Annotated in this window: 15 protein-coding genes, 3 tRNA genes and 1 pseudogene; 3 read left to right on the forward strand and 16 right to left on the reverse strand. The window is 62.1% G+C overall.

What is annotated here, in order from left to right; genetic code table 11:
• Positions 1–205: 205 nt before the first annotated feature.
• The 6 genes from VJR29_02050 to VJR29_02075 all read right to left on the reverse strand — a co-directional run bounded on the left by VJR29_02050 (position 206) and on the right by VJR29_02075 (position 9,215).
• Positions 206–2,095 (reverse strand): ABC transporter ATP-binding protein, encoded by a 1,890-nt coding sequence (locus VJR29_02050; protein ID HKY62177.1) that lies wholly within the window; start codon positions 2,093–2,095, stop codon positions 206–208.
• A gap of 52 nt (positions 2,096–2,147) precedes the next feature.
• Positions 2,148–4,166, reverse strand: a complete 2,019-nt coding sequence (locus VJR29_02055) for a glycosyl hydrolase 53 family protein (protein HKY62178.1) — start codon at positions 4,164–4,166, stop codon at positions 2,148–2,150.
• A 181-nt stretch (positions 4,167–4,347) separates the two neighbouring features.
• On the reverse strand, positions 4,348–4,911 hold the full coding sequence (locus VJR29_02060) for a hypothetical protein (GenBank protein HKY62179.1): 564 nt from the start codon (positions 4,909–4,911) through the stop codon (positions 4,348–4,350).
• Between the two features lie 76 nt (positions 4,912–4,987).
• Positions 4,988–6,958: an ABC transporter permease gene (locus VJR29_02065; GenBank protein ID HKY62180.1), complete on the reverse strand. Its 1,971-nt coding sequence runs from the start codon at positions 6,956–6,958 to the stop codon at positions 4,988–4,990.
• A complete protein-coding gene (locus tag VJR29_02070) occupies positions 6,955–7,914 on the reverse strand; it encodes an HlyD family efflux transporter periplasmic adaptor subunit (protein ID HKY62181.1) in 960 nt (319 codons plus the stop codon). The genes VJR29_02065 and VJR29_02070 overlap by 4 nt, the downstream gene beginning before the upstream one ends.
• Entirely contained in the window at positions 7,911–9,215 is a 1,305-nt protein-coding gene (locus VJR29_02075) for a TolC family protein (GenBank protein HKY62182.1), read from the reverse strand. The genes VJR29_02070 and VJR29_02075 overlap by 4 nt, the downstream gene beginning before the upstream one ends.
• 96 nt (positions 9,216–9,311) lie before the next feature.
• On the opposite strand from VJR29_02075, the gene VJR29_02080 reads away from it, so the two are divergent.
• Positions 9,312–9,668 carry a DUF1304 domain-containing protein gene (locus VJR29_02080; GenBank protein HKY62183.1) on the forward strand — a complete coding sequence of 119 codons (357 nt, stop codon included), beginning with the start codon at positions 9,312–9,314 and terminating at the stop codon, positions 9,666–9,668.
• 193 nt (positions 9,669–9,861) lie between these two features.
• Here VJR29_02080 and VJR29_02085 read toward each other — a convergent pair.
• The 6 genes from VJR29_02085 to VJR29_02110 all read right to left on the reverse strand — a co-directional run bounded on the left by VJR29_02085 (position 9,862) and on the right by VJR29_02110 (position 13,448).
• A tRNA-Lys gene (locus tag VJR29_02085) sits at positions 9,862–9,934 on the reverse strand.
• Positions 9,935–9,955: 21 nt separating this feature from the next.
• Positions 9,956–10,029, reverse strand: a tRNA-Arg gene (locus VJR29_02090).
• Between the two features lie 21 nt (positions 10,030–10,050).
• A tRNA-His gene (locus VJR29_02095) sits at positions 10,051–10,125 on the reverse strand.
• Between the two features lie 106 nt (positions 10,126–10,231).
• Positions 10,232–11,395 carry a DUF11 domain-containing protein gene (locus VJR29_02100; GenBank protein ID HKY62184.1) on the reverse strand — a complete coding sequence of 388 codons (1,164 nt, stop codon included), beginning with the start codon at positions 11,393–11,395 and terminating at the stop codon, positions 10,232–10,234.
• A 130-nt stretch (positions 11,396–11,525) separates the two neighbouring features.
• Positions 11,526–12,485: a hypothetical protein gene (locus VJR29_02105; protein HKY62185.1), complete on the reverse strand. Its 960-nt coding sequence runs from the start codon at positions 12,483–12,485 to the stop codon at positions 11,526–11,528.
• Positions 12,486–12,494: 9 nt separating this feature from the next.
• Positions 12,495–13,448 (reverse strand): hypothetical protein, encoded by a 954-nt coding sequence (locus tag VJR29_02110; protein HKY62186.1) that lies wholly within the window; start codon positions 13,446–13,448, stop codon positions 12,495–12,497.
• Positions 13,449–13,567: 119 nt separating this feature from the next.
• Here VJR29_02110 and VJR29_02115 point away from each other — a divergent pair, with 119 nt between their 5' ends.
• On the forward strand, positions 13,568–15,616 hold the full coding sequence (locus VJR29_02115) for a cation:proton antiporter (GenBank protein HKY62187.1): 2,049 nt from the start codon (positions 13,568–13,570) through the stop codon (positions 15,614–15,616).
• 195 nt (positions 15,617–15,811) lie between these two features.
• On the opposite strand, the pseudogene VJR29_02120 reads toward VJR29_02115, so the two are convergent.
• Positions 15,812–16,220, reverse strand: a pseudogene (locus VJR29_02120) (group I intron-associated PD-(D/E)XK endonuclease).
• 330 nt (positions 16,221–16,550) lie between these two features.
• On the opposite strand from VJR29_02120, the gene moeB reads away from it, so the two are divergent.
• A complete protein-coding gene (moeB, locus tag VJR29_02125) occupies positions 16,551–17,732 on the forward strand; it encodes a molybdopterin-synthase adenylyltransferase MoeB (GenBank protein ID HKY62188.1) in 1,182 nt (393 codons plus the stop codon).
• A 55-nt stretch (positions 17,733–17,787) separates the two neighbouring features.
• Here moeB and VJR29_02130 read toward each other — a convergent pair whose 3' ends face one another.
• Genes VJR29_02130 through bcp form a run of 3 tightly spaced genes read right to left on the reverse strand, consistent with a single transcriptional unit; the run spans position 17,788 to position 20,111 of the window.
• On the reverse strand, positions 17,788–18,021 hold the full coding sequence (locus VJR29_02130) for a hypothetical protein (GenBank protein ID HKY62189.1): 234 nt from the start codon (positions 18,019–18,021) through the stop codon (positions 17,788–17,790).
• On the reverse strand, positions 18,022–19,617 hold the full coding sequence (locus VJR29_02135) for a hypothetical protein (GenBank protein ID HKY62190.1): 1,596 nt from the start codon (positions 19,615–19,617) through the stop codon (positions 18,022–18,024).
• A 26-nt stretch (positions 19,618–19,643) separates the two neighbouring features.
• Positions 19,644–20,111: a thioredoxin-dependent thiol peroxidase gene (bcp, locus tag VJR29_02140; protein HKY62191.1), complete on the reverse strand. Its 468-nt coding sequence runs from the start codon at positions 20,109–20,111 to the stop codon at positions 19,644–19,646.
• Between the last annotated feature and the right edge of the window lie 19 nt (positions 20,112–20,130).

Consider the following 20,130-nt stretch of genomic DNA (forward strand, 5'->3'; position numbering starts at 1 on the left):
TTTGGTCAACCTCTCCAACCTCGATTTAGTCCGCCGGATCCTGCAACGGCGATTGCAGATTCTGCTGAAGCGGCCGCCGGTCACCGTCGACGCCGCCCGGAAGAAGCGGATCCTGCGCATCCTCGCCGGCCATTACCGGGACAAAGTTTGGGCAGCCGAGGCCGAGCCTCACTCGTAGCGCGAGGCCTTGACCGGATGCCGGCGCTTACTCCGGCTCGTGGTAGCCGGCGGCCTGGATCGCGAACATCTCGGCGTAGCGGCCGCCGGACGCGATGAGCTCTTCGTGACTGCCCGACTCGACCAGTTGCCCTCGGTCGAGCACGTAGATGACGTCGGCGTGGCGGACATTGGCCAGGCGATGGGTGATCAGGACGGTCGTCTTCACGCCGCGCCGGTCCCGAATCGTCTGGAACAGCGCGTGTTCGGCATGAGCGTCGAGGGCCGACGACGGTTCATCCATGATGAGCAGATCGGCGTCGCGGAGGAAGCCCCGGGCCGCGGCAATGCGCTGCCACTGTCCGCCGGAGAGGTCCTGGCCGTTGGCGAATCGGCGGTCGAGCATGGTCTCGTAGCCATGCGGCAGCTCCCGGATCATGTCGTGGGCCACCGCCTGCATGGCCGCGGCCTCGATGCACTCCCGCGGCGGCTCGGTGAAGCCCCTCCGCCCGTCGCCCGAGAGGTTGCCGAGGGCGATGTTGGTGGCGGCGGTGAACGGCCACCGGCAGTGGTCCTGGGCCGCCATGGTGATGCGGGCCCGCAACGACGCCGGCTCGTAGTCCGACAGCGTTCGGCCGTTCCAGGCGATCACTCCCTCGCCCGGTTGGCGCAATCCGGCGATCATCGCGGCGACGGTGGACTTGCCGGAGCCGTTCTCCCCGACGAACGCGACGGTTTGGCCGAAGTCGATCCGGAGCGAGAGGTTCTTGATGGCCGGAGAGTCCCGGCCGGGGTAGGTGAAGCTCACGTCTTGCAGCCCGAGCGACCGCAGCGAGCCGGCGGCCGCCGTTCCGGGACTGGGGGGCAGGTAATCGCGGGCTCGGTCCAAAAAGCCGGTGTAATCGGCGAAATACCGCCCTTCGGTATAGAGGCCGTCCACGATGTGCATGACGTTGTAGAGCGATCGTTGCGCCGCCTGCAACGCGATCACGCAGGTCGCCGCTTCCGACAGGGGAATGACTCCTTTGTAGAGCAACACGCCGAGCAGGGCATAGACCCCGAAGCTACCCACCCCTGCGATCGCCGCGCCGACCGTCGACATCGTCGTGGTGTGCCGACCGAGCCGCAGATGCGCTTCGGTCTCGGCCCCCATGATCCGGTCGTACTGGTTGAGCAGGAAGCCGCGCAGACCGTACCCGCGCAGCTCGGCGGCGCTCCACCGCTCCGCCATCAGGTTGTGCAAGATCCACAACCGCCGCCGCCGTACCGAGCCCGCCAGATAGGTGCGATAGCGCAGGTTGCCGATGGCGAGCGCGGCCCAAGCGTTGGGCAGGGTCGCCATGACCAACGCGACCAGCAGCCACGGGTTGATGACCACCACCGCCGCCACGACCGCAACCAGGCCCACGACTCCCGCGACCAACCACAGCGTGGCCCGCACGAGCTCGACCGCCGCTTCGGTGCCGCGCGAGGCCCGCTCCATGTCGTCGGCGAAGGCCTCCTGGTCAAAGGAGTCCAGCTTCACCGCGGTAGTCACCTCGAACAGGCGGCGCTTCACCTCTCGGCCCACTCGCAGGGTCAATCCGTTTTCGGTGTAGGCCACGGCGACTCCCAGCGAGCCCCGCAGCACGATGAGGACCGCCAAGTACGCCAAAGCGGGAAGCGCGGCCACGACCCGGGAGGGGGTGGGACCGGCCTCGAACAACTGGATCAGGATCTGCTGCGTCGCCAGCAGTCCGAAGGTGGTCAACACCCCCGTGGCGACGATCGTCACGGCAACGATGGTCGTGCGAACCCGGTCGGTCCGCCAACTGATGGCCAGCGCCTGGCGGAGGAGTCGCGGCAACTCGCCCAGCACCGCGAACACTCCGGCGCTGGCCCGGGCGTGGACTCCGTCCTCCCACAAAGTGTTGCGCAGCTCCGGCAGGACGGACCCCACCGCGGGATCGGTCTTGCCGATGCCGTCCTTATCGCCGCCTATACGATTGGCGCTACTCTCTACTGCCGTCGCTGTCACTCATAAGCCCCTTGTGCTCTTTCCTGAGGGAGCCGCGTTGAACGCGCGCCGGATCGGCGGTCGCCCGGAGCTTCCGGGCGTGGGAAAATGCGCTCAATGCCGGCAATGGCCGACCATCGCCATCGAACAGCACTTGGGCGCGATATTTATCGATGCACGGCTCAACCCGAGAATCCGTGAAGCAGGCTCCCCACCAGAATACCCCCGCCCCATTCGGCGCCTGGCGGACCGTGCTCAGCACCGACTCAAGATAACGACGCTGACCGGCGGGCGTGAGCGGGAACTCCCATCCGGTCAGATTCTTGACTTTGTCGTCGGTGAATGTCCGGTAGGGGTAAGCCGTCTCGCTCAGTATCACCGGTCGCCGCGGATATTTCGCATGCAGCTCCCGAATGCGCGCCAAATTGGCGATCGTCGCTTCGTCGTGCCATATCCTGTGAAAGGACAGGCCGATCAGGTCGGAGGTGATGCCGAAGGAAGTCGATCGGTCCAACCACCACAAGGCCCCGTCGATGTCCGCGCCGCGGTCGAGGTGGAGCATGGTGCGAACCTCCTCGCCGAACGGCAGCCCGGCCGCAACCCCGGCTTCGGCGGCCTTCAGCAGCTCGGCAATGATGATCCACTGGTCGTCGATTTGCCAACTCTGGGCCTCGCTTTTGGGGGGATGAAGGCGCCCGCCGCTGCGCTCGTCCCCGCCGTCCTCCGCCCAGAGCAGTCCGTTGGTGATCTCGTTGCCCAGTTGAACGATCGATAGAGGTATTTCATGTCGATAGAAGGTCTCGACGACGTCCCTTGTGTAGGAATGGACCTCGTCGATGAGCTGGCCGATGCCGTGGCGTCGCCAGGCGCGAGGCTTCTTTTGACAACCGGGGTCGGCCCAAGTGTCGGAGTAGTGGAGCGCGATGTAGACCCGCAATCCACGGTCGGCGGCGGCTTTCGCCCGCCGCAGGGTCCGTGCCAGACTCATGGCCTTTCCGTCACCCACCCAGACGCTCAGGCGAACCGTGTCGACGCCGTGGTCCGCCAGGATCGCCGCGGTGGCAGGCGCATCGTCCTCGTGGCAATGGGAAAAATCGACACCGCGGAAGAAGGGAACCGGGCGCTTGAGTTTCATTTTGCTAGGTCCTCCGGATTCGTGAACGGACGGGGTCCGAGCACTGATTTGGTAGGCGGGGCCAGCCTGGCACCCGCTTCCATAGTATTGATAAGCCGAATCGAAGTTGAGGCCCAGCAACATGCGGCAGAAAAATCGCGCCCGCGGATGCCGTTGGTTTCCGATGGTCGAGTCGAGGCCCGGATGCGTGATCAGCGCCGGCAAGATCCGGTAGGCGACAAGCTCGACGTGCCCGGCCCGGGGATTGCGCGGCAGCCTCCAGAAAAACGGATATTGGTCGGCCCTCTGAACCGAGGCGAAGTGCGCGTACATTTGGAAGTCGAGCGGGTTTAACAGGGGGCGGGTTACCCGGAGCAGTCTTTGGGCCCCGGAAAGGCGGATCATGTAACCGTCGGTCCCCGCACCGCCCGGCACATCCGCGTAGGAGAATCGCCGGCCGGGATGTCGAACCGATCCGGCCAGCGAGCGGTCGTTCAAGAGCACGATATCGGCGTCGTCGGGCAGGTCCCAGTCCCCGATGTCCGTGGGAATGGGCGAAGCCAGGCGCGCGTCGTCCTCCAGGACGATCGCCCAGGGAATCTCCTGCTCGACGATATGCCGCCAAAGGCGGATATGGCTTGCGCCGCAGCCAATTTCGCCGGCCGCCCAGGGGCCAAATCCACGGATATCGACGTCGCAAGGTTGTTCCGCCGATGCGACGAGCGTCTTTCCGTTGGTGGCGGGCCAACGCTCGAACGATACGCCCATGGAGGTGAGATTCTGGGCGATCTCCCCCATTCTTGCCGTATCCCGATCGAGGTTAATGACGAAAACACGAGGGTTGACCTGAGGCATCCGCTTACCCCGCTCGCAGAACTCGACCGAGGCATGCCGTTCCAATGATCCGCTTTTTCATGGCGCCCCTGCCCTGTTGTTGAAATTTTTTGTAAGTACAAAAATTAACGACAACGCTCTCGTCTGTCAATCCGACACTGATCAAGATTCAAAAAATCACTAAAAATGATGAGAGGTCGGCGCTCGACGGGGACAAAAAATCATCTCAGCGAATGACGGCAAATGCTCAACTATTGGGCATCTCAGCGGACAGGCATCTTGTCGCCGGAAAGAAATTAATCGTGTAGGCGAAAGCGGTTCCTTCGGAAAAGGGAATTTGCCGGGTTCCGAGCTGCAATTCCGACGGGAGCAGAGGAGCTTTTTGCTCCCGAAAAAATTCCAAGAGCGAGGATTTCATTCGGGCGAGCTCGGATTCCTCGGGCCGCTTTCCGGCGAAGATCTGGAAGAATCCCAGAGAATCCAGCCGTAGGCTCGGGTCCGGCTCGTGAACCGCGGGCGCTCCCTTCGCCGGCGGCAAATTCAAGGCCCGCCTCACTCCCAGCCCGACGGCTTTCAAGAGATGGACTCCGCCGGCCCTTAAATAATGATCGTGAAAAAGCCGAACCGGCGACGGATCCGACGCCGAGGGCTCCAGCCTTCGGTAAGACTCGAGGGCGTCGTGAAAGAGAGTTGGCTGTTTTTTGTGCAGCTCAGCCACCTCGCGCAACGAGAGGCCCGGTTTATCGTCCAGGCAGGCATAGCGGCGGTAAATCTGAATTTCGTTGGAGACCAATTTCCAGTCAATCGTCATGGGCGTGCCCTCATTTTTGGCAATGCACGTTTTATCGGCGAGGTCCGAGTTTTGTTTCCGACCTGTGCGTCAAACTTTATTCGTAGCGCAGAGCCTCGATCGGATGCAAGCGCGAGGCCTTCCGCGCCGGCCACAGCCCGAACAGGATCCCCACCGCGGCCGAAAAACCGATGGCCAGCAGCACCGCGTCCGGCGAGACCTCCGCCGTCCAACCGGCGAAGCGGCTCATCGCCCAGGTCGCCGTCCAGCCCAGGGTGATGCCCAAAAGGCCGCCGATGAGGCTGACCACGCCGGCTTCGATGAGGAACTGCGCCAGGATGTCGCTGCGCTTGGCGCCCACCGCCTTGCGGAGGCCGATCTCGCGAGTGCGCTCGGTGACGGAGACCAGCATGATGTTCATGATGCCGATGCCGCCCACCAAGAGCGAGATGGCCGCGATCGAGGCCAGCAAGACCGACATGGTGCGGCTGGTTTCGGAGAGCGCCGACTGCAGCTCCGCCAGATTGCGGATCTGGAAGGCCTCCTCCTGCAAGGAGGGCGGCAGTCGGCGGCGCTTCACGACGAGGTTTTGAATGGCCTTTTCGGCCCCTTCCATCGCGTCGGGGCTGCGGACCTCGATGTCGATCGAATCGACGTAGTCCTTCCCCAAGAGACGGTGCATGGCGGTGGTGACCGGGATGACGATGACGTCGTCCTGGTCGCGCCAGGTGCTGGCGCCCTTTTCCGGCAGAACGCCGATGACCTGGAAGCTCACCCGGTTGATCTTGATGTACTCGCCCAGCGGGCTGGCTCCGCCGAAGAGATTTTGCACCACCGTTTGGCCCAACAAAGCCACCCGGGCCCGCTGCTTGTTCTCCTCCTCGTTAAAGAAGCGTCCGATCACCGGCTGCGCCGCCCGCATCTCCGCGTAGGTCGGGCTGGTCCCTTCCACCCGGGTGTTCCAGTTCTGGCCGCCGAAGGTGACTTGGACGCGGCCGTCCACCGAGGAAGAGACGCGGCTCACCTCCGGCACCCCTGCCAAGATCTCCTTGGCATCCTCCATGGTCAGGCGGGTCACTGCGCCGCTTTCCAGCGCGACCCCTTGGCTGCGCCGCGAGCCGGGCCGCAACGAGAGCAAATTGGTTCCCAGCGAGGAGAGTTGCGCCTCGATGCTGGCCTTGGCGCCCTCCCCCAGCGCCAGCATGGCGATGAGCGAGGCGACGCCGATCAAGATGCCCAAAAGCGAAAGCCCGGAGCGCACCTTGTTGGCCAGCAGGGCGCGGAAGGCCTGACGGAAATGCTGGGCGGTCTCCAACGGATTGAGGCTGCTGAGAAAGCCTTTGGATTTCTTCTGGGGAGCCTCATTCCTCGCCGCGGCCGGGGCCGGAGAATATTCGGGCTTGAAGCGCTCGTCGCTTTGGATCGTCCCGTCGCGCATCCGGATGACGCGCCGGGCATGGTCGCCGATTTCCTTCTCGTGGGTGACGATGATCACGGTCTTCCCCTGGGCGTTCAGCTCCTTCAGGATCTTGAGGATCTCCTTCTCGCTCTCCGAGTCGAGGTTGCCGGTGGGCTCGTCGGCCAGGATGATCGGCGGATCGTTGATCAAGGCTCGCGCGATGGCGACGCGTTGCTGCTGGCCGCCGGACAGCTCGTTGGGCTTGTGCAGGATGCGGTCGAGAAGACCCACTTCCCCCAACAGCCTCTTCGCGCGCTCCGGCTCGGCATGGTGGCTGGAGTAGAGCAAAGGCAGCGAGACGTTCTCGTAGGCGGTGGTGCGGGCGAGCAAATTGAACTGCTGAAAGATGAAGCCGATGGATTGGGCGCGCAGGTCGGCCAGCTCCTCTTCCCTGAACTTGGAGACTTCCTGGCCGAAGAGCCGGAAGGAGCCGGAGCTCGGCACGTCCAACAAGCCGAGGATCTGCAGCAACGTGGATTTGCCCGATCCGGAGGGCCCCATGATGGCGACGAATTCCCCGGGCTCGATCTTCAGAGAGACGCCGCGCAGGGCTTGCACCTGGACTTCGCCCATCTGGTAGATCTTGCGGAGCTCGCGGATCTCGATCATCGCCGCCGACCCCCGAGGGGCGAAAAGGGGCTGGCGCCGCGGGACTCGGCCTGGCCCAGGCGGGGCAGAACCGGAATCAGCACTTGGTCGCCTTCCCCCAAGCCCGAGCGCAGCTCGACATGCTTTCCGTCGCTCAAGCCCACTTCAACCGTCTTGGCGAGCGGCGCATCGGGATCGGCGGGATTGGGCAACAGGACCGTGTTCATTCCCTTTTCCTTGCGCAAGGCTTCGGCCGGAAGGACCACGACGTCCTCGACCCGGTTCACTCGGAATATGACGTTGGCCGTCATCCCGCTGCGCATGAAGTCGGGCACGCTCTTGGGCAGCACCCACACTTCATAGATGACGACGTTGTTGACGATCTTCGACTCGAAAGCGACGCGCTTCACCGTGCCTTCGATGGGAACGCCGGGATAGGCATCCAGCGTGATTTCGACCGGCTGGCCCAACTTGACCTGGCCGATGTCGGTTTCGTCGACTTGGATGTTGACGATGAGGTGGTCGGACATGACCAGGACGACGTCGGTGGCCGCCACCACTTGGCCCGGCACGACGCTCTTCACGATGATGAGGCCGTTGAGCGGGGCTAAAAGCGGGGTCGGCTTGAAGAGCCCTTCCCAGCGCCGGAGCTCCTCCGGTCCCTTGGCCCGGGCAGCGTCGAGCAAAGCGGCTCGCTCCGAGGAGCTGAGCCAAGCCAAGACCTGGCCTTGGTGGACCTGCTGGCCCTCTTCCACCAGGATGCTCTCGACGCGGCCGGCGATGGGCGGCTTGAGCTCCAGCCGGTTCTCGGGGTAGACGACGCCCGTGGCCAGAACGGTGGTTTCGACCGTGCCGCGCTCCAGGGCAACGACGCGGTAGAGCGGCTCCGCTTCCTTTTTTTGGAACCAGCGCCAGGCGAAGAAACCGGCGCCGAGGAGCAGGATCAAGACCAGCCAAAAGCTTTTTTTCCGCATCATGGAATCGCTCCTTTGCCCTGGGCCAATTCCCAATTGGCTTCGGCGATGAGGGCGTCGCGCCGGGTTTCGAGGATGGTCCGCTGGGAATTGATCAGGTCGTTCTCGACCAAGTCCCAGTCCTGGTAGGAGATGAGGCCGTTGGCGTATTGGTTGCGGCCGATCTCGGCCCGGGTCGCCGCCGACTGGAGGAATTTTTCCTGGACCGCGATGTTCTGCACCGCGTCCTTGAAATCGGTGTAGGCTTGGCGCAACCGCAGGCCGACGTCGTTGTCGGTGCTGCGGAGGTTGTGCTGAACCCGCCGCCGCTCGGCCTGAGCCGCCTTCACCTGGTAAATGTCGCCGCCGCCGGTGGCGAAGGGATAGGTCAAATTGGCTCCCACCGACCACAGGCTTTCGAAGGGCCGCGAGCTGAGCTTTTCCTGGGACACCGTGGCGTCGGCGTCGATCGAGGGATAATAATTGGCCTTGGCCACCCCGACGTCGGCCTTGGCGCCGCTGACCTCGGCTTCGCCCTGACGGTGCTCGGGATGATCGTAGGTCAAGCGGCTGAAGTCGGGCCCCTCCTTCGGAAATTCGGTGTCGAAATTTCCCTTCACCCGCAAACCTTCATAAGCGGTCTCGTAGTTCCGGCCCAGGACCTTGGCCAACTCGCGCTGGGCGACCTTCACCGAGCGTTGGGTCTGGGCGAGGTCGAATTCGGCCTGCTCGAGCAAGGCCTGGTTGCGGAGCACCGAGCCCTTGTTCTCGCGGCCGACGTCGAAGCGCAGCTCGACGAATCGGACGTTCTCCCGCCGGCGCTCGACGATCTTCTTCACCACCCCGAGTTGTTCCTGGGCGAAGAGCAGCCGGGCGAAGGCGGTCTTGAGGTCGAAGCTGACCTGGGCCCGCGCCGAGTCGTAAGCCGCCTGGGTTCCCTGCAAGTCGGCCTTGCTGCCTTGATAGGCCGACTTGGTGGCGAAGCCCGAAAAGATGTTCTGGTTGAGGTTGACCCCGTACTCGAACTGGTGTCGGGCCCCGATGTCGACGTCGATCGTCGGGTCGTCGGGGTTGGGCGAGCTTCGGAAGCTCGAGCTGTTGGAAACGTTGTAGCCGGTGAAGGGAGTGAGGGTTGGGAAGAAATCGCTGCGGGCCGCTCCGATCAGGGCCTTGGACCGGCGGATATCCTCGCGGGCGGCGTGGAGCTGGGGATTGCCGGCGGCGGCCTCGCGGACGCAATCGGCCCAGGTCATGGTCTCGGCAGCGGCCCCGGCCCGAGCGGTCACCAGCAGACCCAAAGCAGCGGCGATTTTGAGCAGCCTCACGAACATTTTTTTCTCTCCTAAAGCCTGTGGGACCGGAAATCCACTTAAATGGATAAATCTCTTTGGGATTAAACTCTTGGGTCCTAAAATCGGGGCATGGACGCCCTGCTTTTCACACTGCTCGGCCTGATCGCGGCGCTTCACCTGTGGTTTTTGGTCTTGGAGATGTTTCTCTGGCGGAAGCCCTTGGGGCTCAAGGTTTTCCGGATGAGCCAGGAAAAGGCCGATAGCTCGGCGGTCTTGGCGGCGAATCAGGGGCTTTACAACGGTTTCTTGGCGGCCGGATTGATCTGGGGAATGTGTCCGGTGGAGCCGGCCTTTTACATCCGCTTATTTTTCCTGAGCTGCGTCGCCATCGCCGGAGTTTTCGGTGCGGCCACGGTGAGCAAGCGGATCTTCGTCATTCAGGCCCTACCGGCTTTGATCGCCTTGGCGATCTTGTTCCTGAAATAAAATTCGTCGCTCGAAAATCTTGCGGTTCCCCCCCCTTTGAAAAAGGGGGGATCAAGGGGGGATTTAAAGCGGTCGCACGAATGGCAATGCACGTTCCGACACCTGCCACCTCTTTAAATCCCCCCTTCCCCCCTTTGCAAAGGGGGGAAGAATGTAAAAAGGCCGCACCTTATTAAAGATGCGGCCCTTAATGTGGGTGATGCAGGGGTCGAACCTGCGACCCGCTGATTAAGAGTCAGCTGCTCTACCAACTGAGCTAATCACCCAGGAAACTTTTCCAATTCAAACGCGCCGTGAGAGATTCGAACTCCCGACCCTCAGGTTCGAAGCCTGATGCTCTATCCAGCTGAGCTAACGGCGCAATCTCTATTCAATTTTCAAATGGGGTGGGCGAAGGGACTCGAACCCTCAACCCCTGGGACCACAACCCAGTGCTCGACCATTGAGCTACGCCCACCGTATGGCCTGAGGCCGACCGTCTCTTTAAGGCCTTGGAATATAAAGTCAACCGCAAAAAGGCCCCCGAAGGCAAGCTCCGGGGGCCCTTCCTTCCGAGAAATCGATCAAGCCCGGAAACGGCGGGCCAAGCCCAAGCCCAGGAGGCCCAAAAGGCTCCAGAGGACGGGCGCTCCGGCGGCTCCGGCGCCCAACGAGCAGCCGCTGCCCTCGATCAGGATGCCGGCCGGGAAATTGCTCGGATCGCAGGCGTCGCCGAGGCCATCCTCGTCGGCATCGGCTTGGCCGGGATTGGCCACGTCGGGGCAATTGTCCGAAGTGTCGGGCACCCCGTCATCGTCGCCGTCGGGCCCGTCGGTCGGAACCGGCGTGGCCGTCGGCGTGGGAGTCGGCGTCGGGGTCGGGCTGCAATCGCTGCCGACTTGAACGGTGGCGCTGGCCTCATTGTCCGAGAGGTCGGGATCGTTGAGGCTCTCAACAACGGCGGTGTTGATCGAATCGGTGCAGCCGGTGGGAAAAGGCGCGGTCGGAGGCACTTGGACGACGATCTCGATCACGACGACTTCGTTGGGAAACATGTCGTCCAAGTCGCAGACCACCGGATCGCCCGGGCTGCAGCTTCCGTCGCCCGAAACCACCTCGGCCGAGACCAGGGTGAAGGGGGCCGGGATGTCGTCGGTCACCAGAACGCTGAGCGCGATCGCGTCGAAGTTCCCGGCAGTGACGGTCAGGGTGTATGTCACCTGCTGCCCGCCCGCGGTCACGATCGTGGGATCGGCGGTCTTGGTGATGCCGAGGAGCTGATTGTCGGCGGCGTCGGTCGTGAATTCGACGCTGGCGGAATCGTCGGTGGTGTCTTGATTGGTCGAGGTCGTGGCGCTGGCGGTGTTTTCGACCGTCCCATCGCCGACCGAGATCAACTCCGCCGGAACGGTGATGGTCGCCGAGGCCTGGCCGGCCAGGGTCCCCAAATTGCAAGTGATGGTTCCGGTGCCGGAGCAGCTCCCCAGGGTGGTGGTCGCCGGGCCGGTCTGGCTGACCTCGGGCGGCAGGGTGTCGCTAACCACCACGTTGGCCAAATCGCCGTCGCCGGTATTGCTGACCACGATGGTGTAGTCGAAATCAATGCCGACGGTGATCACCGGAAACTCGACGGTCTTGTCGATGGTCAGCTCGCCGGGGCTCTGGGCCGAGGCTTGAAGGGGAAGAAATAAGAGGAAGAACAAAAAAGAACCCAACCATAGGGTCCAGGGGCGAAGGCCTTTGGACATGGAACACTCCTTGATCATGTCCGAACCCTCGAGAAGGGGCATAGAAAACCACCGCCGAAAAGCAAAGCGGTTTTTTTGCGAAAAAAAAGCCCCGGCCGCCGAGGCCGGGGCTTCTCGGAATCCATTCAAACTACCGTCGGACCTGGAGCGAGCAACCGCCACCGCCGAGCTCGAAGCCGGCCGGGGTCGAATCGCATTCGTCGCCGATGCCGTCCTGGTCGCTGTCGTCCTGGTCGGCGTTGGCGTCGATCGGGCAGTTGTCATCGGCATCGGGCACTCCGTCGCCGTCGCCATCGGGCTCGGGAGTCGGCGTCGGGCTCGGAGTCGGTACGGCCGCCGTTTGCAGTGCGGTGGAGAGCAAGCCCTGCCAACCGCCGTCCTGGCCGCCTTCGCAGTCATCGCCGGGCCCACCCGGAGGGGTCGAACCGTACCAATCCCAACCGAAGAAGATGATGTCGCCGGAGCCGAAGGGGAAGATCGTCACCACCGAGAAATCGTCGATCCCATCGTTGTAGTTGTAGATGCTGATCGCTTCGGCCGGCAGGGTCGAATCCAGGATATAAGCGGTTCCGTCGTTGTAGGGAATCGTCGCCGGCCCATCGGCGAAGATCGTCCCGGCGGCCTCGGCAGTCTTATTGGAGGTATCGGGGCTTCCCTCGATGTCGAGGGAGAAGCCGAAGATCGTGTTGAGCAAGTTCTCCAGCGGGGTCACGGCCTCGCCGAAAACCAGCAGCCGGCCGCCCTGCTCCACAAAGTCGTGAATGACCGCGATTGCCTCGGTGCTGAGATCCGGCTCCAGGTCTCCCGTTTCCAACTCAGGGATGATGAGGACTTGCTGCCCGGCGAGGGCGGCGGTGAAATCGGCGTCGGTGATTCCCGTGAAAGGGGTCACGGTATGACCGCCGAAGGAGTTGATCGAAACCAACAAATTGTTGGCTTCGGCGCCGCAATCGTCGGCAGCCTCATCGGTGTCGACGTAGGAGTCGTTGTCGAAAAGCGCAACTTGAGTGGCATCGACCACCGAAGTCAGGGCCATCAGGGAACCGACCAAGGCAAAGGATGCCGCCCACCGCTTAATATCACGTATCATAGGACCTCCTTAGAAATGGGTTTGGAGCGAGCAACCGCCGCCGCCGAGCTCAAAGCCGGCCGGAGTCGGATCGCATTCGTCGCCCACTCCGTCTTGGTCGTTGTCGCCCTGATCGGCATTGGCGTCGATTGGGCAATTGTCATCGGCGTCCGGCACGCCGTCGCCGTCGGCATCCGGCTCGGCCGTCGGGCTAGGAGTCGGGCTGGGAGTGGGAGGGGTGCTGGTCTCGAGAACCGTCGACAAGAGCGAAACCCAGCCGCCGTCGAGGCCGCCTTCGCAGTCATCGCCCGGCCCGCCCGGAGGGATCGAGCCGTACCAATCCCAGCCGAAGAAAATGGCTTCGCCGGATCCGAAGGGCAGAATGGCCAGCAAGGAGTTGTCGTCGGCGCCGTCGTTATAATTGTAAACGTTGATGGCCCCGGTGGGAAAAGAGCTGACCAAGATCCCGCCGGTGCCATTGTTCGCCGGAATGGTCGCCGGGCCGTCGGCGAAGATGGTGCCGGCGGCCTCGGCAGTTTTGCTCGCCGTATCGGAGTCTCCCTCGGCCAGCGAAAATCCAAATAGAGTGTTGAGCAAATCAAGGGCGTCGGTCTCGAAAACCAGGATGCTGCCGCCCTGGTCCACGAAGTCGGAGATCACCGCGATCGCCTCCGCGCTGAGGTCGGCGTCGAGGGAGCCGCTTCCCTCCAGCTCGGGAATGACCAAGACCTGGCTTCCGGCCAAGGCCGCGGTGAAATCGGCATCGGTGATGCCGGTGAAGGAAACGATGCTGTGGCCACCGAAGGATTCGATGGTGATCTGGAGGTTATTGGCCTCGGCTTCGCAGAGCTCGCCCTGGTCGTCGATGTCGACGTAAGTTCCGTTCATGAAAAGCGCGACTTGAGCGGCGTCGGCCAAGGAAGTGCCGATGAGCAAGCCGGCCAAGGTTAATAAAGCCAAGCCTCGCTTGAATCCCCAAAACATGTGTACCTCCTTATGGAGTGTGGGAGTGCCCGAACCTGGATCAGGCCCTAGCCGGGAACCTTGAAAGCTGTCAAATGTTCAGATTTCTCTGAACTCCGTTTCCTGCTAATTAAAAGCCCATGCTCGACGCCCACGAATTCCTCAAAGCCTTAGCCGTCGTGCTCTGCGTGGCGGCGGTGACCACCGTCCTCTTCCAGAAGCTGCGCCAGCCGGTGGTCCTAGGCTATATCCTGGCCGGCCTCATCGTCGGGCCCCACGTCCCGGTTCCCTTGGTCGCCAACGCCGGGGTGGTCCAAACCCTTTCCGAGCTCGGCGTCATTCTCCTGATGTTCTCGCTCGGCCTCGAATTCAGCATTGCCAAGCTGATCAAGGTCGGCCCCACCGCCGGCGTGACCGCGGTGGTCCAGTGCAGCATCATGTTTTGGCTCGGCTTCCTGATCGGCAAGGCCTTCGGCTGGACTCTTCAGGAAAGCCTCTACACCGGCGCCATCATCGCGATCTCCAGCACCACCATCATCGCCAAGGCTTTCAACGAGCAGAAGATCACCGGCCACCTGCGGGAGCTGGTGGTCGGTATCCTGATCGTCGAGGACTTGATCGCCATATTATTGATGGCCGTCCTGACGGCGATCTCGAGCGGGGCCGGGCTTTCGGCGCCGGCCTTGGCCGTCACCGTCGGGCGTTTGGCCGTCTTCCTGCTGGTCTTGCTGATCGTAGGCTTGCTGGTGGTGCCCCGGGCAATCCGCGTCATCACCAAGCTGGGCAGCGCCGAAACCACCCTGGTGGCCAGCATCGGCATTTGCTTTGCGGTGGCGCTCTTGGCCTTGGAGTTCGGCTACTCGGTGGCTTTGGGCGCCTTCCTGGCCGGCGCCTTGGTCGCCGAATCGGGCGAAACCGCCAAGATCGAGCACCTGGTCGAGCCGGTCCGCGACATGTTCGCCGCGATCTTCTTCGTCTCGGTCGGCATGATGATCGTGCCCGAGATGCTGGTGAAGCATTGGCAAGCGGTCCTGGTGATCACGGCCGTGGTCATCGCCGGCAAAGTTTTCAGCGTATCTCTCGGCACTCTCCTGACCGGCGAAGGCGTTCGGACCTCGGTCCGGGCCGGCATGAGCCTGGCTCAGATCGGCGAGTTCTCCTTCATCATCGCCGGGCTGGGGCTCGCCTTGAACGCAATCGATGAGTTTCTCTACCCGGTGGCGGTGGCGGTTTCCGCGATCACGACTCTCACGACGCCTTGGTTGATCAAGAGCTCGGACAAGGCGGCCAACTTCGTCGAGAACAGGCTGCCTCGCCCGATCCAGACTTTCGCCTCGCTTTACGGCTCTTGGCTGGACCAGCTCCGCAAATCTCCGGCCAATAAATCGACCGGCGCCGCCATTCGGCGAGCGCTGACCCTGCTGCTGGTGGATTTCGCCGCGCTGGCCGGCCTGATCATCGCCGCCTCGATCAATTACCCTCGAGCCTTGGTCTTTGCCGCCAGCAATTTGGGCCTCAACACTCAATTGGCCGGCATCCTCTATTTCGCGCTGACTTTCGCCATCGGTTTTCCCTTTGCCTTGGGAATCCTGCGGATCTCGAAGCATCTCGGCACGGTCCTGGCCGAAGCCGCTTTGCCTTCGACCGACAAAAACCGCCCCGATTTGGCCCTGGCCCCGCGCAAGATGCTGATCATCACCTTGCAGCTGGCGATGGTTTTGCTGGTCGGATTTCCGCTGCTCGCGCTGACTCAGCCTTTCCTGCCCCGCTTCGGCGGGCTCGGCGTGGTTCTCCTCATCCTCGGCATGGCGGTGCTTTTTTGGCGCAGCGCCTCCAACCTCCAGGGCCACGTCCGGGCCGGAGCTCAAGTCGTCGTCGAGGCCTTGGCCGCCCAGACCCGCAAAAGTTCAGCCCCCCAGGCCGGCAACGTCCTCTCCGAGGTTCAGCACCTGTTGCCGGGGCTGGGCTCGCCGGTGTCGGTGCGAATCGAGGATGGCAGCTTCGGCGACGGCAAATCATTGTCCCAGTTGAATTTGCGGGCTCTCACCGGGGCGACGGTGTTGGCGCTTTATCGGGGCGGCAAAGGCCTGGTCATTCCGGAGGCCCAGGAAGTGCTTCAAGCCGGCGACACCCTGGCCTTGGCCGGCAGCGAGGAAAGCGTCGAGGCGGCCCGGAAGCTCTTGGCATAAAAAGGCCCCGGGCTTGGAGCCCGGAGCCTTCGATTCTTGCCGATGCAAGGGTTGCGCGCCCGGCAGGATTCGAACCTGCGACCTACGGCTTAGCTTACCGCTATAGCTTTCGCTACCCTCGCCGTTTTCAATTCCAGAACGAGGTTTGCAGTCTGGACTATCTCTTCACCTTCACAGGTGCTGCACGTCTAGTCTCTACGGAACCCTTCGAAAATCAGTGGCCATTTGACCTTTTTTTCTGATTATTCTTGGGTGTCCTTACCCTCAAGTTGACTGATGCGTTAAATACATTTGGGTCGAAATAATAACATTCGTCCGTGTCCGGGCAATAAACGCAATAGATGTCTATTTCCCCTTTTTCGACCCGTCTCATGTGGGTCCCATTTTTATCGGCCCAACATGATCGAAATTGAACCTGTAAGGCCCCATTTCGATCGGTTCTTTTATATTTAACTTGCACCCTTCTAAAACTGCCGTCCTTGTAAACGACAAGATCAAATGGTGCATGTTCCGAAGCAGGGTAGAGGATTTGAAATCCCTGCTTATGGAGATCAACCTGAGCCTTCAGAACACCCAGATCACCCTTTTCCTTGGTATGGTGCATATTATTTTGAAAGACCAAGCAATAAGGGCAACCCAAGGTTTCCTCGGGATTACCATCAGCTTTACCTGGTAAGGCTTCCCCGATACGGTGCAGTGCACTTTATGAGTTCGGTTTCCCCATAAAGGCTCCATAACTTAGTACTTGCGCACTGGCTTAAAGGCCGTTGCTCTATCCAGCTGAGCTACGGGCGCCTACGAAGCGCATAACCCTTTTAGGAGCAATTATCCAGCCGGAAATGGCCTGAACCAGCCCCCTGTTCATGAGGCTTGACAGGGAGTAGAGTGGGACTTAGCTAAGGAATTTCCAATTTTTTGGTCAGGAGATACGAAAATGCCCAGCGTTCAGGATCTGCTCAAGCAGGTCAAACAGCAGATCAGCGAAGTCACCCCCGACCAACTGGTCGAGCTGCAGAAGAAGAACCCCGACCTGGTCCTGATCGACGTCCGGGAGAAAGACGAGCAGGAGCGCGGCATCATCCCCCAGGCCAAGCTCATCCCCCGCGGGATGCTGGAGCTCAAGATCGAGGACGCGGTGCCCGACCGCAACCGAGAGATCGTCGCTTACTGCGCCGGCGGCAACCGCTCGGCCCTGGCCGCCCTCAGCCTCAAGGCCCTGGGCTACAATCAAGTTCACTCGCTGATCGGGGGCTACACCAAGTGGTCGGGCGAGGGCCGGGCCACCACCAAAAAGATCTTCCTCGATTCCCAAAAGCTCGAGCGCTACTCCCGCCACATCCTGATGCCCGAAGTCGGCGAAGAGGGTCAGATCAAGCTGCTGGAGTCGAAGGTCTTCCTGGTAGGCGCCGGCGGCCTCGGCTCGCCCACCGCCTACTACCTGGCGGCGGCCGGCGTCGGCACGATCGGCATCGTCGACAACGACGTGGTCGACCGCTCCAACCTCCAGCGCCAGATCCTGCACAACGAGGAGCGAATCGGCGAGCCCAAGGTCGAATCGGCCAAGGAAACCTTGAAGGGATTGAACCCCGATATCAACGTCGTCACCTACCGCGAGCGGCTGAGCCGCGAGAACGTCATGGAGCTGATCAAGGACTACGACGTCATCGTCAACGGCTGCGACAATTTCCCGACCCGCTATCTGATCAACGACGCCTGCGTCTTCCTCAAGAAGCCGCTGGTCGACGGCAGCATTTTCCGCTTCGAGGGCCAGGTCAACGTGATCCAGCCCTATCAGGGCCCCTGCTACCGCTGCCTCTATCCGGAGCCGCCGCCGCCCGAGATGGCGCCCTCCTGCCAGGAAGCCGGCGTCTTCGGCGTCCTCCCCGGCATCATCGGCTGCATCCAGGGCATCGAGGTCCTGAAGCTCCTGCTCGGCAAGGGCGAGCCGCTGGTCGGCCGCCTCCTCATCATGGACACGCTCAAGATGAAGGTCCGGGAGATGAAGGTCCGCCGCGACCCCCATTGCCCGGTCTGCGGCGACAACCCCACGATCAAGGAATTGATCGACTACGAGTGGTTCTGCTCGATGGCCGGCGGCGACCCTCTCAAAAAATAGCCGACAAGCCTACTCGCAAGCTTCGCAGCCGGTCGCCGGCCAGGTCAATTGAAGCTCAATAGATCTTCATCTTGACGACGTGCTCGCCGCGGCTGGTCCAACCCAGGTCGTAGCCGATCTCGGCCCCCTCCTGGAGGTGGCGTTGATCCTTGCCGCCGACGAAACGAACCTCGTCCAAGTTGAAGTAGACGTCGCGACCGTTGCGGTCCTTGATGAACCCGTAGCGCGATTTCGGAAAGTAGCGGGAGATGCGGCCGCGGGGGAATTTATCGGAAACTTCCTCGTCCATTCATCTCTCCAGCAGAATCGAAGGATAGCGATAGAGTCCGGGACCCAGCTCGATTTTGGCCGTCTTGCCGGCCTCGGCGCTGAGGTCGCTTCGAAACTTCTCCCAAGCGCCGCCCGAAGTCCAGCGTTCGTAGCTCAGCTCGGCCCGGCGAAGCTCGCTCGGCAAATCGACCGTCCATTCGACTTTTCCGCCGGGCGGAATCTCCAGATCGAGCCGGCGAAAGTCGGAGTAATCCAAGTCTCGACCGCCATGGATCCACCGCAATCTCGAACCGGCGGGAATTTGGGCGACGACCCCGCCGGTGATCATGTCGCCTTGCAGGCTCCAGCTCCGGCGGTCGCCGAAAAGGGCCAAGCGATGCCGGGCCAAGGCCACCGCCATCTCCCGGAAATTCTCATAAGGCCGCCAACGAAAGAGCAGGTTTTCGCAGGTCGCCTCGGGCGCCGAAGGGTAGTGCCACAGGCAGGAGGCCGAGGCCGGACCCTGATGACGGAGCGAAGCCACTTTGTCTTCCCAGGTCCAATTGGAGCCGAGGTAAAGCAGGACGACGGTGGAGGTCACCAGGCACGGCCACCACCGGCTCTTCTTTTCCAAGAGGAGCTGATAGGCCAAGCCCAGCAAGCCGATCCAGTAAAGCCCGGCTTGATAAGCGTACCAAGGCATGAGGCGGCTGCGAAACAAGCTGACCTGGTAGAGATGCAGCAAGACATAGAGGAGCAGCATGAGCGGAGCGGCCAGCCTGCGCGAATCGATCCGGTGGCGAAGGCATGCCGCCAGGCCGGCCGCTCCCAGCAATAGCCCCGCCAAACCGCTCCACCAGGCCATTTGCGGGTCGTAGCTTTGGGCGAAGGGCAAGCCGAGGGATTGCAGGACCAGGTTGAAATTGAAAAAAGTCAGCAGCTTCGGCTCCTGGCCCGATTTGGGCACGACCAGCAGCAGGATCCCATAAGGCAAGAGACTTAGGACTGCGGCCGCTGCCACCATTAAATAGTGGGCGGGCTTGCGGAATCGGAGCAGGGCCATCCCCAAAAGGAAGGCCGGCCAGGTCGCCGCCCCGCTGCCCCAGGACCAAGTCGCGAGCCACCCGCCGAGCGAGGCACCGAGCGCTCCCTTGGCGCCGTCCGGAAACCGAACCAAGGCAAGGATGCCGATGACCAAGCCAAGCTGGTTGAGCCCCAGCTGGAAAGCGCTCGAATCGAGCTGGAAGACGTCCATCATGGTGACGGCGAAAGTGAGCCCAAAGAGGAAGGTCCAGAGCAGCCAGGAAATCCAAGCCTCCCGGGGCCGAGCCAAAGCCGAATGAAGGAGGAAAATTTTGGCCAGCCCCAAGCCGACGCCGACGAAAAGGGCCAAGCGGAAATTCCAACCGGTCAGCCAAGCCCAGAGATATTGCAGCAGGATCGGGAAAAGGTTGAGATGGCCGTTGGTGTAGGCGTCGCGAAACAGGCGCCCCCAGGGGTAGCCGCCGTCGAGCATCCTTCCGATCAGGAGCGCGTTGAGCAGGCTGTCGTCGGAGGGGATTCCCTCGCCGAGGAATAGGAGCCAGCCCAGGCGAAGCAGGAAGAAGAGGCAAAGCAGGACGCAAGCTCCGACCAAAAGCCCCCTGTAGGCCGGGCTCCGCATCAGATCGCGTCGAGCACTTCTTTCCAGTGGCCTTCGACCTTCACCTTGGGGAAGATCTTCTGGATCTTCCCCTTTTTATCGATGACGAAGGTGCTGCGAACGATGCCCATGAATTTTCGGCCGTAGAGGCTCTTTTCCTGGTAGACGCCGTATTTTTCGGCGACCTTCTTGTCGAGGTCCGAAAGCAGGTCGATCTTCAGGCCGTACTTGCCAATGAACTTCTGGTGGGTCTTGCCCTCGTCGAAGCTGACGCCGAGGATGACGGCATCCTTCTTGGCGAACTTGGCGTTGGCCTCGCTGAAGGCGCAGGCCTCGGCGGTGCAGCCCGGCGTCAGGTCCTTGGGGTAGAAATAGAGGACGACGTTCTTCTTGCCGGCGAAGTCGCTGAGCTTGACCTTGTTGCCTTCCTGGTCGGGGAGGCTGAAATCGGGGGCCTTGTCGCCCTCTTTCAACTCTTTCTTGGGCATCTTCTCTCTCCTATTTTCG

Source organism: bacterium (assembly GCA_035281585.1).
Taxonomy (GTDB): domain Bacteria; phylum UBA10199; class UBA10199; order DSSB01; family DSSB01; genus DATEDP01.